Source organism: Streptomyces sp. NBC_01451 (assembly GCF_036227485.1).
Taxonomy (GTDB): Bacteria; Actinomycetota; Actinomycetes; order Streptomycetales; family Streptomycetaceae; genus Streptomyces.
The window spans coordinates 3,548,673-3,564,173 of sequence record NZ_CP109479.1 but is presented as its reverse complement, the minus strand read 5'-3'; the positions used below and the strand labels follow the sequence as shown (position 1 = coordinate 3,564,173).

Annotated in this window: 10 protein-coding genes; 7 read left to right on the top strand and 3 right to left on the bottom strand. The window is 71.0% G+C overall.

The window, feature by feature from the left end; all coding sequences use genetic code 11:
* Positions 1-69: 69 nt before the first annotated feature.
* Positions 70-1,812: a serine/threonine-protein kinase gene (locus OG595_RS15445; RefSeq protein ID WP_329272371.1), complete on the top strand. Its 1,743-nt coding sequence runs from the start codon at positions 70-72 to the stop codon at positions 1,810-1,812.
* A 74-nt stretch (positions 1,813-1,886) separates the two neighbouring features.
* Here OG595_RS15445 and OG595_RS15440 read toward each other — a convergent pair whose 3' ends face one another.
* Positions 1,887-2,828: a hypothetical protein gene (locus tag OG595_RS15440; protein ID WP_329272369.1), complete on the bottom strand. Its 942-nt coding sequence runs from the start codon at positions 2,826-2,828 to the stop codon at positions 1,887-1,889.
* A 219-nt stretch (positions 2,829-3,047) separates the two neighbouring features.
* Between OG595_RS15440 and OG595_RS15435 the strand changes: the two genes are divergently transcribed.
* The 4 genes from OG595_RS15435 to OG595_RS15420 all read left to right on the top strand — a co-directional run bounded on the left by OG595_RS15435 (position 3,048) and on the right by OG595_RS15420 (position 10,113).
* Positions 3,048-4,541 carry a diacylglycerol/lipid kinase family protein gene (locus OG595_RS15435; protein WP_443073038.1) on the top strand — a complete coding sequence of 498 codons (1,494 nt, stop codon included), beginning with the start codon at positions 3,048-3,050 and terminating at the stop codon, positions 4,539-4,541.
* On the top strand, positions 4,538-6,352 hold the full coding sequence (locus tag OG595_RS15430) for a serine/threonine-protein kinase (protein ID WP_443073037.1): 1,815 nt from the start codon (positions 4,538-4,540) through the stop codon (positions 6,350-6,352). The genes OG595_RS15435 and OG595_RS15430 overlap by 4 nt, the downstream gene beginning before the upstream one ends.
* A gap of 212 nt (positions 6,353-6,564) precedes the next feature.
* Positions 6,565-8,196 carry a succinic semialdehyde dehydrogenase gene (locus OG595_RS15425; protein ID WP_329272367.1) on the top strand — a complete coding sequence of 544 codons (1,632 nt, stop codon included), beginning with the start codon at positions 6,565-6,567 and terminating at the stop codon, positions 8,194-8,196.
* A 78-nt stretch (positions 8,197-8,274) separates the two neighbouring features.
* Complete coding sequence (locus OG595_RS15420; RefSeq protein ID WP_329272365.1) at positions 8,275-10,113, top strand: GMC family oxidoreductase; 1,839 nt, start codon at positions 8,275-8,277, stop codon at positions 10,111-10,113.
* A 123-nt stretch (positions 10,114-10,236) separates the two neighbouring features.
* Here OG595_RS15420 and OG595_RS15415 read toward each other — a convergent pair whose 3' ends face one another.
* Entirely contained in the window at positions 10,237-11,268 is a 1,032-nt protein-coding gene (locus tag OG595_RS15415) for an LAETG motif-containing sortase-dependent surface protein (RefSeq protein ID WP_329272363.1), read from the bottom strand.
* Between the two features lie 212 nt (positions 11,269-11,480).
* On the opposite strand from OG595_RS15415, the gene OG595_RS15410 reads away from it, so the two are divergent.
* Complete coding sequence (locus OG595_RS15410; RefSeq protein WP_329272360.1) at positions 11,481-12,638, top strand: hypothetical protein; 1,158 nt, start codon at positions 11,481-11,483, stop codon at positions 12,636-12,638.
* A 544-nt stretch (positions 12,639-13,182) separates the two neighbouring features.
* Here the strand turns inward: OG595_RS15410 and OG595_RS15405 are convergent.
* On the bottom strand, positions 13,183-13,512 hold the full coding sequence (locus tag OG595_RS15405; RefSeq protein ID WP_443073341.1) for a chorismate mutase: 330 nt from the start codon (positions 13,510-13,512) through the stop codon (positions 13,183-13,185).
* A 404-nt stretch (positions 13,513-13,916) separates the two neighbouring features.
* Between OG595_RS15405 and guaA the strand changes: the two genes are divergently transcribed.
* The gene (gene guaA / locus OG595_RS15400; RefSeq protein WP_329272358.1) at positions 13,917-15,488 is read left to right on the top strand and encodes a glutamine-hydrolyzing GMP synthase; all 1,572 of its coding nucleotides are present in this window, start codon (positions 13,917-13,919) and stop codon (positions 15,486-15,488) included.
* Positions 15,489-15,501 lie beyond the last annotated feature (13 nt).

The following is a 15,501-nucleotide window of genomic DNA, read 5'->3' as shown; positions in this document are numbered from 1 at the left end:
GGGCGGTTGTCGGTCATCCGCCGGTCACCGTCCCGGAGTCCCGTCGTCCGGTGCGGCATGATGAGGCGCATGGGGACAGAGGGGGAGAGCTTCCGACTGATCGCCGGGCGGTACCGCCTGGAGGCGAGGCTCGGCCGGGGCGGGATGGGCGTCGTCTGGCGGGCGACCGATCAGCTGCTCGAACGGCGGGTCGCGGTCAAGGAGTTGACGCCCGACACCTCCCTCACGACGGACGAGGCCCGGCTGCGGCGCGACCGCACCCTGCGCGAGGCCCGCGCGGTCGCCCAGCTGCACCACCCGCACATCATCGTCGTGCACGACGTCGTCGAGGACGACGAACGCCCCTACATCGTCATGGAGTTGGTCGACGGCGGCTCACTCGCCGACCGGATCTCACGGAGCGGCCCGGTCGACGCCGACGAGGCCGCCCGGATCGGTATCGCCCTGCTCGGCGCCCTGAGCACGGCCCATGCCGCCGGGGTCCTGCACCGGGACGTCAAGCCCGCGAACGTACTCCTTGAGGACGGCAGCGACCGGATCGTCCTCACCGACTTCGGTATCGCCCAGGTCGCCGGAGCGACCACGCTCACCGAGAGCGGCTCCTTCGTCGGCTCGCCCGAGTACACCGCGCCCGAGCGGATGTCCGGGGTCAGGACCGGGCCGGAGTCCGACCTGTGGTCGCTCGGCGCGCTGCTCTGTACGGCCCTGAGCGGCGAATCACCGTTCCGGCGCGACTCGTTGGGCGGCATCCTGCACGCCGTCGTGATCGACGAGGTACGGCCACCGGCGCAGGCCGCGCCGCTCCTGCCCGTCGTACGGGGCCTTCTGGAACGTGATCCCGAGCGGCGCCTCGACGCGGCGGAGGCGGAACGGATGCTGCGGGCGTTCCGGGCGACCGGCCGTACGCCGAAACTGTCGGCCGCGTACACGCCGGGCCGGCAGCAGACCCAGCGGCGCGAGGAACCCGGCGGCCGGGAGACGACACCGACGGTCTCTCTCCGCAAGGCCGCCTACCGCAAGACTGCTCCCCGCAAGGACGTCTCCCGTACGGCGGACCAGCCGCCGCGGCCCTCGGGGCGGGCCGTACTCATCGCGGCGGTGCTGGTCGCGGCGCTGGCCGGGGCCGGGGTGTCCGCGGCGGCGCTGCTGATGAACTCGGGGGACGGCGGGGGCGGCACACCGAAGGACACGGCGACAGCGACGGTGTCGGGGGCGACGGGGGTGTCGCCCAGCAGGACGGGGACGGCGCCCGGCACGGCGGAGGGGTCCCCGGGCACGGCGGAGGGGTCCCCCGGTGCGTCGACGGTGTCGCCCGGTGCGACGGAGGGATCGCCGGGCACGGCCGGGCCGTCGCCTTCCTCCCCGACCGCTCCCTCCGGCTACCGTCTCGCCCACGACCCGCGCGGGTTCTCGCTCGCCGTGCCGGACGGCTTCACGCGTTCCGAGCAGAAGGAGCGCGTCTTCTATCTGTCGCCGGGGGAGACCTTCCGCCTCGGGATCAAGATCGTCGACCCCCAGCCGGGCGGCCCGCTCGCGGTGATGAAGCAGGCGGACGCCAACGGGGCCTCCGCCAACCCGGGTTACCGCGACGGGCGGGTCACCGAGACCGTGCACGCCCGACAGACCGCCGCGCTCTGGGAGTTCACGTGGGACGGCTTCAGCGCGGCCGAAGGGCCGCGGCACACCTACGACCTGTGCTGGGAGGAGGGCGGGCGGATGTACGACGTGTGGGTGTCGGCGCCCGTCGGCAAGGTGCGGGAGGCGAAGGAGTATTTCGATGTCGCCCTGGACACCTTCGGCACAGGCGGCTGACCGGAAAGCGATGTAAAGCCATGTATAGCGATGGAAAGCCGTGAAAAGCCGCGGAAAGCCGCGGGGCGGTGATTTCAGAAACGGACAGCCGCTCTGACAAGTCCCCTTTTCCCGGTTCTGCCCACCCGTAGAGCGAACCCGTCGCCGGGACGGGAAACCGCCTTTGCGTGCCAAAGGCCGCTCCGACGCCACCACTTGGCCGCCCCCAGTCCCTTCGGCGGTTGCGGCAGGGGCAATACCCGCTCCCCGAGCCGGAGTTCGCCGGTCCACACGCCCGGCCCGAGCTCGGCCACGGGTATGTGCACGGTGAACTGCTCGCCGTGCGGGGGCCGTACGGCGGTGAAGGCCGCCGTGGCGCCCGGCTCCTCCTCGTTGCTCAGGTGCACGGTCAGCGCTCCGCGCGGGCACGCGCCGAGTGTGCAGCGGCCGGTGATCAGCAGCTCGGTGGGCCGGCCCGCATGCCAGCGGATGCCTCCGAACGTGATCCGCTTCAGCACCGGGTGCTTCCGCTCGCCGAGGTCGAGCGTGTAGTTGCCGTACGGGACGGTGGTGTAGAGGGTGGCGGCGCGCTGACCGCGTACGGTCTCCGTGATCCGTACGTCGGGGCGGCCCGGCAGCCGGTCGGCCCGGTTGCTGCCGATGCGCACCTCGCGGGTCAGCCCCTGGGCCCCGACGGCCAGGGAGATGTCCCACAGCCCGTCGTCGAGGGGCGATCCGCCGGCGGCCGAGTCGATGTCGAAGGCGGCCTCGAAACCGGCCTTGTCGTACGAGTACCGCCCCGCGTCCTCCTCGGCGCCGATGTGCGGGGACGCGGTGTGGGTGACGGGCAGCCGGTACTCCGTTCCCGACTCCCGCTCACGCAGGACGAGTTCGGTGGTGACGTCGCGTGTCTCCACGCGGTGCAGATACGCATACCCGGACAACCGCACCCGGGTGCCCCGCAGTTCGGCGCGCGAGACGTGATGCCGTATCTCTGTTTCCTGCTGTCGCAGAGAATTCGTCTCGGGCACGGTCATCGTCACGTTCTCCAAACAGTGCGAAGTGTGAAGTGCGAATGCGCGCGCCGATATCGGGTATGTGTGGCGACTGGGTCGTGAAGATACCGTGACCCGATCGTGTCTTCAAGGTAAGAGCGCCGTGATCATCCTGCTCAGCGGGGTGAGCCGGGTCACCCTTGAATGCCGCTTTGTTCCACCTGTGAGCAGGCTGAATACGAACTCTGCTAAAACGTCGACATGGACATGGGTACCGGCGTGGGCAACGAGCTGTTCGGGCGTGCGCACGCCCGGCAGCGCTGGGCGGCGCGCGGTGCGCTCGGAGCCGCCGGGCTGGCGGTGCTGCTGCCGGTCGGCTACGCGGGCATGGGCAGCCTGCTGCTCGGCGTGGTCGGTGTGGGCGGAGCCGTGCTCACGGCCTCCGGCCTGTGGTGGGCGCTCGCCCGGCGCGGCCTCGTGCGGGGCGCGGGGGCGGTGCTCGCCGTCGCCACCCCCATCGCTGTCGTCGCCCTCTTCGCCGCCGCCAACCTGCTGGGGCCCGCCATCGGGTCCCTCGCCCTGTGGGGCGCCGCCGTATGGGCCGGGAAGTTCGCGCTGAGCAGCACGAGGTCCCACGTCCTGCCGGTCCGCGAGTACGAGTCGCCCGCGCCACTGCGGCCCTTCCTCCTCATGAACCCGCGTTCCGGTGACGGAAAGGTCGAGCGTTTCCGGCTGCGCGAGAAGGCGGAGCGGCTCGGCGCCCGCGTCCACCTGATCGACCCCGGCAAACCCGAGCCCGAGGATGTCGTCGCCCTGGCCCGGGAGGCGGTCGCGGCGGGCGCTGATCTCCTCGGTGTGGCCGGCGGCGACGGCACCCAGGCCCTCGTCGCGGGCGTCGCCGCCGAACACGGACTGCCCTTCCTGGTCGTGTCCGCCGGTACGCGCAACCACTTCGCCATGGACCTCGGCCTCGACCGCGACGACCCGGCGACCTGCCTCGACGCCCTCACGGACGCGGGCGGGGTGGAGCTGAAGGTGGACCTGGGCTACCTGGACAGCGGCGCCGACAGCGCGGACGGCGGCGGTACGGCGGACAGCCGCCCCTTCGTCAACAACGCCTCCTTCGGCGCGTACGCCTCGATCGTGCAGAGCCCCGCCTACCGTGACGACAAGGTCGGCACCACCCTGGGGCTGCTGCCCGAGCTGCTCACGTTCGAGCGCGGCCCGACGCTGACCGCCCGGGCGTATCCGTACGGGCGGACGCAGCCGGGGGAGACGGTCATCCACGCGCCGCAGGCCGTGCTGGTCAGCAACAACCGGTACCGCATGGACGACCTCGTCGGCCTCGGCCGTCGCGAACGCCTGGACGCCGGTGTCCTCGGCGTGCTCGGCATCAAGGTCGAGGACGCGGCCCAGGCCGCCGAACTGCTGCTCGGCCGGTACGCCACCGGCATGACCGTCGTCACCGCCCACGAGGTCGTCGTGGACGCCGACCTGCCCGAGATCGAGGTCGGTCTCGACGGCGAGGCCCTCGTCCTGCCCACCCCCGTCCGCTGCCGTGTCGAAGCGGGCGCCCTGCGCGTCCGGGTCCCCCGCGACCGGCCCGGTGTGCCCGCCCCGACGCCCCCCATGGACTGGCGGCGGCTGCGCAAACTGGCGGCGACGGTCGGACGTACGGCACTGCCCCGCCGTACGACGGACGCCCTGAACCGGCGTCGACAAGCGTCGGGCCCGCAGGGTAGGGATGGGACATGAGCAACGGCGGGGACGGCGGCGCGCACCGGGGAGGGGCGAGCCGGAACGGGGGCGGCACAGGTGACGAGGGGCGGCTGGTCGGTGGCCGGTACCGGCTGACCGAGCGCATCGGCTCCGGCGGCATGGGCACCGTGTGGCGGGCCCAGGACGAACTCGTCGAACGCGAGGTCGCCGTCAAGCAGCCGAGGCTGCCCGGGGACCCGCAGGACGCCGCCCACCAGCGGATCGCCCACCGCCTCCACCGGGAGGCACGGGCCGCCGCGCGCGTCGACCATCCCTCGGCCGTCTCCGTCCACGATGTCGTCGTCGAGGACGGACTCCCCTGGATCGTCATGGAGTTGGTGCGCGGCGAGTCCCTCCACGAGGTGCTCCAGCGCGGTGCCCTCAAGCCCGCCGAGTCCGCGCGCATCGGTCTCGCGGTGGTCGGCGCGCTGCGCGCCGCGCACTCCGTCGGGATCGTCCACCGGGACGTGAAGCCCGCCAACGTGCTCCTCGGGCAGCACGGCCGGGTCGTCCTCACCGACTTCGGCATCGCCCACATCATGGGCGAGGAATCCCTCACGATGAGCGGGGAGTTCGTCGGTTCCCTCGAATTCATCGCGCCCGAGCGGATGTCCGGCCGGGGTGCCGGACCGCCCTCCGACCTGTGGTCGCTCGGCGTACTCCTGTACGCGGCCGTCGAGGGCTGGTCCCCCTTCCGCCGGACGACCCTGGAGTCCACGCTCGCCGCGATTCTCGCCGCCGAGCCGGTCGAGCCCCAACAGGCTGGCCCGCTCGGCCCTTTGCTCGTACGGATGCTGGTGAAGGACCCCGCCGAGCGTCCCGACGCGGACGAGGTCACCGCGGCCCTGGAGGCGGTCGCCAAGGGCTGGCCGCTGCCGCAGGCGCCGGATCGCGCCGAGTTGACGAAGGCTCAGGAGCCGTCCGGGATAAGGGAGTTCGCGGACGACGCGGGGACCCTACGACTGAAGGGCGAGGCCGAGCCACCCAAGTCCGCGCCGGTCTCCGCCTCCGCCTCGGGCTCCGGCTCGGGCTCCGGCTCTGGTTCCAGTTCCGGTTCCGCCTCCGGTTCCGAGACCGCCGTACCCGGTGCGTCGGTACCCGAGGTCCCCGTCCCCGTGCCCGAGCCCTCGCCCGAAACCCGTGCCGTCGCGCTGCCCGCCTCGAAGCCACCGCGTCGCCGCCGCCCTCTGCGCCTGGTCCTCGCGGTCCTGGCCGCTGCCGTCGTGCTCGTGGTCGTGGGCATGGTGTTCGAGGGGGCGGTCGTCGAGACCGGCGGTGAGGACGCGGCCGTCGCGGAGGTGGAGCAGCGCGCCACCCCGGGCGTCGTACCGACGGAGGTCGCCCCCACCCTCGACAACTGGCTGGCCCACGACGAGAAGGACCTGAGGGCGGTCCTCGCCCTGCCGCGCCAGTACGTCCGTTTCCACCAGCAGGGCGACGCCGTCGACCAGCCCCGGATGGCGATCTACGACAACGACGAGGTCATCCAGGTCCGCCTCACCCTGTGGGACAAGGCACCCCGCTCACCCCTGGGCCAGGCGAGGGAGGCCGCCGACATCTGGTCGGGATACGGCGAGTCGACCACCCGCTACACCGACACGACCGTCAACGGCTACGAGGCCGTCCAGGCCGACACCGCGTACGAGACCGAGGGCAGGCTCGTCCGGGTCATGCAGGTGGAGATCCTGACCGACGACGGCAGGCTGTACGAGCTGCGCGTCGACATGCCCAAGGGGACGCCGGACGAGAAGCGGGGGACGGACGTCTTCAAGGGGGCGCGGGACCGGCTCGAAATCGACAGGAACTGACTCCCGGTCGGCTGCCGGCCGGAAAAAGTGACGCAACCCGCTGTCCGGGGCTGTTCCCGGCCGGGCGCGCGACGGCCAACGCCCTGATCAGCGGATTCGTTGCCAGTACTCACTGGCGGCTTACCGTTGAGGGCCGACAGCATGTGCGTACTCGGTGAATCCGGGTTACCCATGGGTACCCAAAGCCTCCGAGCCGTCATACCCTGCGGCTCATGACGGACTCGCAGGCCCCGGTAAAGCCCGGCACCGACGCCCCCACCGGTACGAACCCCCTGGCACCCGCGCCCACAGGCGCCCGCACCGCCGCCGACGTGGTCACCCCCGAGCTGGTCGCCCAGCTCACCAAGGGTGTCGTCGGCTCCGGTCGCACCGCCAACCACACCCCGTTCACCGGCGAGAAGCTGGCCGACCTGCCCGAGTCCACCCCCGAGGACGTGGAGAAGGCGTACGAGCGCGCCCGCGTGGCCCAGGCCGTCTGGGAGCAGACCCCGGTACGGCAGCGCGCCGCGGTGCTGCTCCGCTTCCACGACCTGGTGCTGGACCGGCAGGCCGAGGTCCTCGACCTCATCCAGCTGGAGACCGGCAAGGCCCGCCTGCACGCCCACGAGGAGGTCCAGGCCGTCGCCGTGGCCGCCCGCCACTACGGCCGCATGGCCCCCAAGTACCTGAAGCCGAAGCGGCACGCGGGCGCGATGCCCACCCTCACCAAGGTCACCGAACTGCGCCACCCGCGCGGGGTGGTCGGCCAGATCGCCCCCTGGAACTACCCGCTGGAACTGTCGGTCGGCGACGCGATCCCCGCCTTCGTCGCGGGCAACGCGGTCGTGATGAAGCCGGACACGGAGACCTGTCTGACGGCCCTGTGGGCCCGGGACCTGCTCATCGAGGCCGGTCTGCCCGCCGATGTCTTCCAGGTCGTCCTCGGCGAGGGTCCGGTCATCGGCCCCGAGGTCGTCCGGCACGCCGACTACGTCTCCTTCACCGGCTCCACCCGCACCGGCCGCGAGGTCGCGCAGGGCGCCGCCGCGCGTCTGGTCGGGGTGTCCCTCGAACTCGGCGGCAAGAACGCCATGCTGGTCCTGGAGGACGCCGACATAGAGAAGGCGGCGGCGGGCGCGGTCCGGGCCTGCTTCTCCTCCGCCGGCCAACTCTGCATCTCCATCGAGCGGTTGTACGTCCACGAGTCGATCGCGGACACGTTCGTCGAGCGCTTCGCGGCCCGTACGAAGGCGATGCGGCTCGGCAAGTCCCTCGCGTACGGCGCCGACATGGGCTCGCTGGTCGGCGAACGCCAGCTGGAGACGGTCACGAAGCACGTCGACGAGGCGGTCGCGAAGGGTGCGAAGGTCCTCGCGGGCGGCACGGCCCGCCCGGACATCGGCCCCTACTTCTACGAGCCGACCATCCTCGACGGTGTCGAGACCCCGATGGCCGTCTGCTCGGAGGAGACCTTCGGCCCGGTCGTCGCGATCTACCGCTTCAGGACCGACGACGAGGCGGTGACCCTCGCCAACTCGACGCCGTACGGCCTGAACGCCTCGGTCTGGACGAAGAGCGCCGCCCGTGGCCGCGCCGTCGCCGCCCGTGTGCGCTGCGGCACGGTCAACGTCAACGAGGGCTACGCGGCCGCGTACGGCAGCGTCCAGTCGCCCATGGGCGGTATGAAGGAATCCGGCCTCGGCCGCCGCCACGGCTCCGAGGGCATCCTCAAGTACACCGAGGCCCAGACGATCGCCCAGCAGCGTCTGCTGCCGCTGGCCCCGGCCCTGGGCATGGACGACGAGAAGTACGCGGAGTTCATGAGCCGGAGCCTCAAGGTGATGAAGGCACTGCGGCTGCGGTAGGTCCCATCCGCGTCAACGGCCGGACCGCGTCAACGGCTGGGCGCCGAGGAAGAGTTCTGTTCTCAACGAGGAGAGCAAGTGTCGTACGACAGCGATCACGGCTACGCCCATGACTACGACTATGACGTCGTCGTCGTCGGCTCCGGCTTCGGCGGTTCCGTCACCGCCCTGCGCCTGACCGAGAAGGGGTACCGGGTCGGCGTACTGGAGGCGGGCCGCCGCTTCACGCGCGACACGCTCCCCAGGAACTCCTGGGACCTCAAGAACTACCTCTGGGCGCCCAGACTCGGTATGTACGGCATCCAGCGCATCCATCTGCTGGGCAACGTGATGGTGTTGGCGGGCGCGGGCGTCGGCGGCGGTTCGCTGAACTACGCCAACACCCTCTACGTACCGCCGAAGCCGTTCTTCGACGACCCCCAGTGGCGTGACATCACGGACTGGCAGGGGGAGTTGAGCCCGTACTACGACCAGGCCCGGCGGATGCTCGGCGTACGGCTCAACCCGACGATGACCCCGTCCGACGTCCATCTGAAGGCGGCGGCCGAGCGGATGGGCGTCGGGGACACCTTCCATATGGCGCCGGTGGGCGTCTTCTTCGGAGACGGCGCGGACGGAGAGGGAGGGGAGAGCGGGACGGGCGGCGTGAAGGCGGCGCCGGGGGAGCAGGCCCCGGACCCCTACTTCGGCGGTGCCGGGCCCGCGCGCAGGGCGTGCACCGAGTGCGGGGAGTGCATGACGGGCTGCCGGCACGGCGCGAAGAACACCCTCAACGAGAACTATCTCTACCTGGCCGAGAAGGCGGGCGCGGTCGTCCACCCCCTGACGACGGTCGTGTCCGTCACGGACGACTCACGCGGCGGCTACGCGGTCGCCACGCTCCCCACCGACGAGAAGAAGAGCGGGGGCCGCACCTTCACGGCCCGCCGCGTGGTCCTCGCAGCCGGTACGTACGGCACCCAGACCCTGCTGCACCGGATGAAGGCGGGCGGCCAACTCCCGCACCTCTCCGACCGGTTGGGCGAGCTGACCCGCACCAACTCGGAGGCGCTGGTCGGCGCCCAGACCGACGACCGCCGCTACCGCAGGGCGACCGGCGAGGCGAAGGTGGACTTCACGCGCGGAGTCGCCATCACGTCCTCGATCCACCCCGACGAGAACACCCACGTCGAACCCGTCCGCTACGGCAAGGGCTCGAACTCGATGGGCGGCCTGTCGATCCTCCAGGTCCCTTACGCGGAAGGGTCGTCGAGGGCCCTGGGCTGGCTGGCGAACGCCGCCCGCCACCCCCTCCTGGTCCTCCGCTCGATCTCCAACCGCCACTGGTCGGAACGCACCATCATCGGCCTGGTGATGCAGTCCCTGGACAACTCCCTGACCACCTACCTGAAGCCGAAGGGCGCGGGCAAAGGGCTGTTGACGGCACGTCAGGGGCACGGCTCCCCCAACCCCAAGCAGATCAGGGCGGCGACGGAGAGCGCGTCGGCCATCGCCGCGGAGATCAACGGCTTCGCCGGCAGCAACGTGGGCGAACTGATGGGCATGCCGCTGACCGCCCACTTCCTCGGCGGCTGTCCGATCGGCGGCTCACGGGAGACAGGCGTGATCGACCCGTACCACCGCCTGTACGGTCACCCCGGCATCTCGGTGGTCGACGGCGCCGCGGTCTCCGCGAACCTGGGTGTCAACCCGTCCCTCACGATCACCGCCCAGGCCGAACGCGCGATGTCGTACTGGCCGAACAAGGGCGAGGCCGACCCGCGTCCGGCCCAGGGTGCCGCGTACGAGCGCCTTCAGCCGGTCGAGCCGAAGGCGCCCGCGGTCCCGGCGGAGGCGTTCGGCGCGCTGCGACTGCCCTTCCTGGGGATGCCGACGGTGCGGCCCACGAGTGAGAGCGCGAGTGAAGAGCACGAGTGAAGTGCGCCCGTGAAAGCCGCCCGTGAAAGCCGGGCGTGAACGTCCCGAGTGAAGCGGGAGAATAAAGGGAAGGACCCGCGCCCCCCTCCGAGCGCAGGTCCTTCCCTTGTCCTTGCCGGAGGCCTACGCCTCCGTGCCCGACTTCCGGCGGCGCATCGCGAACACGGCACCCGCACCGGCGACGACGGCGACACCGCCGACCAGGCCGATCATCGGCAGGGCCGAACTGGAGCCGGTGTCGGCGAGGTTGCCGCTCGGCAGGTCGGACACGTTGCCCTGGGGCTTGTGCACCGGGTCCTTGGAGCCGCTGTCGCTCGGGCTGGCCGTACCCGGGTCGGTGTTCGAGGAGCCGGCCTTCAGGACCTCGAAGTCGTACTGGGCCCAGCCCTCGGCGATGCAGTCCTGGCCGTCGACGTTGTCGATGTAGGCGCCGGAACCGAAGGAGTAGGCGTCACCCGCGGGGGCCTTCGCGTCGATGCTCACGCGCAGGTCGACGGACTTGCTCGCCCCGGCCTTCAGCTTGTCGACGTAGAAGAAGTAGTCGCCGGCCCAGTCGTCGTTGCCGATCCGGTCCCAGCTGCCGGTCTCCGGGTTCTTGAACTCCAGGTCGACGTACGGGCTCAGGAACTTCGCCTCGTCGAACTCGTAGTTCTCGATCTCGGCGTAGAAGGCGACACCCGTGACGTCGGCCTTCGAGTCGTTGGTGACGACCAGCTCGAAACCGTGGAAGCCGTCGCCCGCGACGATCTTGCCCGGCAGGCCCTTGATGTCGGCGGACACCTTGGCGTCGCTGTAGTCCTCGTCGAGGTCCTCGCAGAACGGGACGTCCGGGTCCGTCGGCTCCTCGCTCGGCTCGGCGGAGACCGAGGGGGAGGCGGACAGCGACGGGGAGTCCGACGGGGAGGGCGAGGCGGAGTCGCTCGTGCTCGCGCTCGGTGAGGCGCTGGTCGACGAAACGTCGGACGGCAGGCCGGTGTCGGACGGTGTCGACGGCGCGGTGTCGCTCGGAGTCTGCGAGGTGGTCTCGGTGACGGTCGTCTCGGTCGGGCCGGCCGAGGGCGACTCGTCGGCGAACGCGATGGGCGCGGACAGCAAAGCCAGCGGGGCTATGACAGCTGTCGCCGCTGCTGCGGCCATGGCACGGCGAAGCTTCATGAAGACCTCAAGACCTCGGTACACCAGGTACGGGGCACGGGCGTGCCCCCTGGTTCTGAACATGTGACATGCGGCGCCTGTGAATGGTTGCTCTTCGCTCACAGAAAATTTATGTGTGCTGGGTCACATGCGATATCCGCGTATGGACCGGGTCGAGGTTTTCCCGGGGACTGGTTGTGGTTCTGCTTTCCGATCACCTAGAACTGTCCCTCGTGTCTGACAATCAGCCCGGCGGCAAGCCGGCCGAAGAGCCTGAGTCGTCGGTACCCGACGACATATGGGAGCAGTTCACCCGCGACACCGAGCGGGACATCAAGGCCTCGGCCCCGAAAGAACCGTCCGCCCGGGCACGGGCGGTCAGCGAGCGCCTGCGCCGCCAGGAGGCGCGCGGCGAACTGCCCGAGGGGTGGCGCACCGGCCCCGCCTGGCAGGAGATGAACGGCCGGGCGACCAGGCGCCGGCGCCTGTGGGCGGTCGTCGGCGTGCCGCTGGCGATCGCCGTGGCCCTGGTGGCGGTGAGGCCGTCGCTGATCCCGGGTGATCCCTTCGGTGCCGCCCGCTCGGACGGGGACTCCGCCGCCGACACCACCCCGCTGCCCGAGGAGACGGCCGCGCCGTCCGCGCCGCCGACGGAGGTGGACCCGAACACCCCGACGCTCGCCAGGCCCTTCGCCGGATCGCCCGCCGAGCGGTACGCGGACGGCGCGGCCGGGATCGTCCCGCCCCCGGCGAAGGCGGTCGGGGCCTTCTCGAAGGCCCAGGTGGAACGGGTGCTGCGGCAGACCAGGCAGTTCCTGGTCGACGCGAACCTCGACCCGGCCACCCTGCGCGGCGCGCGTCCCACGGCCGCGCTCAAGGTGCTCGACCCCAAACAGAAGGACCTGCTCGTCCTGCTGAACTCGTCCCTGCGCCGGCCGGACGCGAAGCACGACCCGCTGTGGATGTTCAGCCGGTTCAACCCTGCCGAGCTGCGCCCGGCCGGTGACGTGATCAAGACCCGCGGACGGATGACGTTCGAGGCGGACGAGGGCTCGTCCGTCGTCGTGCACACCGACTACACCTTCGTCTACCCGCTGGTCCGCGCCCAGGGGAACACGACCGAGGTGACCCGCACCATCGTGCGCCGGGTCATCGACATCGAGCTCTACGACCCCGTCAAGTTCGACGTCACACCGGGGAAGATCAGCATCCTGAAGTACAACACCCAGATGGGCAACACGGCCTGCGATGTGTACGACGGCTATCTGCACCCGCAGTTCGACTCGGACGCCGCCCTGACGGAGGCCACCCCCACCGGTCCCACCGTCGACCCCTACGACCGCAGCGGCGACGTGGACGACGAGGCCTGCGCGACCGTCACACGTTCCTGATTCCCGGGCGCCGGGCGGAGCGAAGGGCCCCGCGGGGCGGAGCCGCGGGGCCCTTCTCCGTCAGCACCGGCGTCAGGGCAGCGCCGGTGCCTGGGGAAGCGGCGCCGGGGGGTTGCGCCGCGTTGTTGGTCTGTACCCACGGTCGGTTCTCCGGTGTACGGGGACGCACACCGGGTCTGGACCAATGGCGGTCAGGTCTCGCAGGTCAATGCGGTTGCCCGCTGCGGAACTTGGGGTGGTTCCTGCATCGTGCTGGAAGGCCGTCGAGTACGCAACCTTTTGACCCGGGCTTGTACTTTTTGGCCCTTGCGCTGTGCCGGCCGTGTTCTGCCGGCCGGCCCCGGGCGTCCCCGGAGCCGGCCGTTCTCGGGGTGACCGGGCTGCTGTCCCCTGCCGTCCGGTCACAACCCTGGAGCCACGCGTGGTTTGTGCGGGCCCGCCCCTGGCTGGCACGGACACCGGTACCAACGAAAGGTGCGTACGGCGGTCACGCGCCGGACGGGTGAGACGGCGCCCGAACTCAGATACGACCCCGGACCCGGTCTCAGATCCGCCCCCGGCACAGCTCCAGCAACGTCATCGCGAGGGAGGTGCCGGGCCTGCCGAGCGCCTCCCGGTAGTGGCTGAGGACCTCCAGCTCGCGGGACAGGTTCACGCGCCGCCCGCCGGAGGCGATACGCGTCTCCTGGACCACGGCGGACACGGCCATCCGCTCCTGGACGAGACCGATGATCCGGTCGTCGAGGGCGTCGATGCGTTCACGTGCGCCGGCGATCATCTGGGTCGCGTCGGGGGTGGCGTCGGTGGTGGTCATGCGGGGCTCCTTGTCGGACGGGGCGGTGTGCCCCGGATCGGCAGGACCCGGAAACGGCAGGCGCCCCGGGCCTTGTCGGCCCGGGGCGCCTGGGAAGTCGCTTGTCAGTTGCTCAAGCAGCACGACCATGGCAGCCGGTGGGCCGGTTGCCATAGGTAAAGAGGAAGGTCGGGTGCGTGAGCATGGGGCAAGTATGCACGGGGGCGGGAGCCTTTCCAAGACGCGGTTTCCGGGGGTGCCAGCTTCTGCGGGGTGGTGGCTGTGCCCGAGTGGCGGCCTTTCGCCGGCGGCCGCCGTTCAGTGCCGGTCCAGGCAATTTCAGCCCGTCCGGCGCCTGAGGGCGAGGCCGTTCAGGCCGAAGCGGGGGTCTGGGGGCGGCAGCCCCCAGTAGACGGCGCGGTGTCCGACGACCACCCCGGTAGAATCGCCCGCACAGACCCCCGCCCAACCGCCGGAAGGCCCCCGTGTCAGCAGCGACCCCCGCCCCCGACACCGTCCTGGTCGTCGACTTCGGTGCGCAGTACGCCCAGCTCATCGCCCGCCGAGTCCGCGAGGCCCGGGTCTACAGCGAGATCGTGCCGAGCACCATGCCGGTCGAGGAGATGCTCGCCATGAACCCGGCGGCGATCATCCTCTCGGGCGGCCCTTCGTCCGTGTACGCGGAGGGCGCCCCGACCGTCGACCGCGCCCTCTTCGAGGCGGGCGTCCCCGTCTTCGGCATGTGCTACGGCTTCCAGCTGATGGCGACCACCCTCGGCGGCACGGTCGACAACACCGGAGCCCGCGAGTACGGCCGTACGCAGCTCGCCGTCACCAAGCCGTCGTCCACCCTCTTCGAGGGCACCCCGGCCGGCCAGTCGGTGTGGATGTCCCACGGCGACGCCTGCTCCGCCGCCCCCGAGGGCTTCTCGGTCACCGCGTCCACGGACGTCGTACCGGTCGCCGCCTTCGAGAACGACGAGAAGAAGCTGTACGGGGTCCAGTACCACCCCGAGGTCATGCACTCCACGCACGGCCAGCAGGTCCTCGAACACTTCCTCTACCGGGGTGCGGGCCTGACCCCGTCCTGGACCACCGGCAACGTCATCGAAGAGCAGGTGGCGCTCATCCGCGAGCAGGTCGGCGACAAGCGCGCCGTCTGCGGCCTCTCCGGCGGCGTGGACTCGGCGGTCGCCGCGGCCCTCGTACAGAAGGCCATCGGCTCCCAGCTGACCTGCGTGTACGTCGACCACGGCCTGATGCGCAAGGGCGAGACCGAGCAGGTCGAGAAGGACTTCGTCGCCTCGACCGGCGTCACGCTGAAGGTCGTCGACGCCGAGGAGCGCTTCCTGAACGCGCTCGCCGGGGTCTCCGACCCCGAGGAGAAGCGGAAGATCATCGGGCGCGAGTTCATCCGCGTCTTCGAACAGGCGCAGGCCGAGATCATCGCGGACGAGGGTCCCGAGGTCGCCTTCCTGGTGCAGGGCACCCTCTACCCGGACGTGGTCGAGTCCGGTGGCGGTACCGGCACCGCCAACATCAAGTCCCACCACAACGTGGGCGGACTGCCCGAGGACCTCGAGTTCGAGCTGATCGAGCCGCTGCGCCGGCTCTTCAAGGACGAGGTCCGGATGGTCGGCCAGGAACTGGGCCTGCCGGAGGAGATCGTCCAGCGCCAGCCCTTCCCCGGCCCCGGCCTCGGCATCCGGATCGTCGGCGAGGTCACCAAGGAGCGCCTCGACCTCCTCCGCGACGCCGACGCCATCGCCCGCGAGGAACTGACGGCCGCCGGCCTCGACCGCGACATCTGGCAGTGCCCGGTGGTCCTCCTCGCGGACGTGCGCAGCGTCGGCGTCCAGGGCGACGGCCGTACGTACGGCCACCCGATCGTCCTGCGCCCGGTCTCCTCCGAGGACGCGATGACCGCCGACTGGTCCCGCCTCCCGTACGAGGTCCTGGCGAAGATCTCCACGCGCATCACCAACGAGGTCGCGGACGTCAACCGTGTCGTCCTCGACGTGACGAGCAAGCCGCCAGGCACCATCGAGTGGGAGTAGTCCCGCGGGCCGT

Bases quoted from the DNA above. Each gene is read 5' to 3' on its own strand.
- OG595_RS15425 (WP_329272367.1), top strand. From the start codon at position 6,565: ATGACGGACTCGCAGGCCCCGGTAAAGCCCGGCACCGACGCCCCCACC.
- OG595_RS15435 (WP_443073038.1), top strand. From the start codon at position 3,048: ATGGACATGGGTACCGGCGTGGGCAACGAGCTGTTCGGGCGTGCGCAC.
- OG595_RS15445 (WP_329272371.1), top strand. From the start codon at position 70: ATGGGGACAGAGGGGGAGAGCTTCCGACTGATCGCCGGGCGGTACCGC.
- OG595_RS15415 (WP_329272363.1), bottom strand. From the start codon at position 11,268: ATGAAGCTTCGCCGTGCCATGGCCGCAGCAGCGGCGACAGCTGTCATA.
- OG595_RS15430 (WP_443073037.1), top strand. From the start codon at position 4,538: ATGAGCAACGGCGGGGACGGCGGCGCGCACCGGGGAGGGGCGAGCCGG.
- OG595_RS15440 (WP_329272369.1), bottom strand. From the start codon at position 2,828: ATGACCGTGCCCGAGACGAATTCTCTGCGACAGCAGGAAACAGAGATA.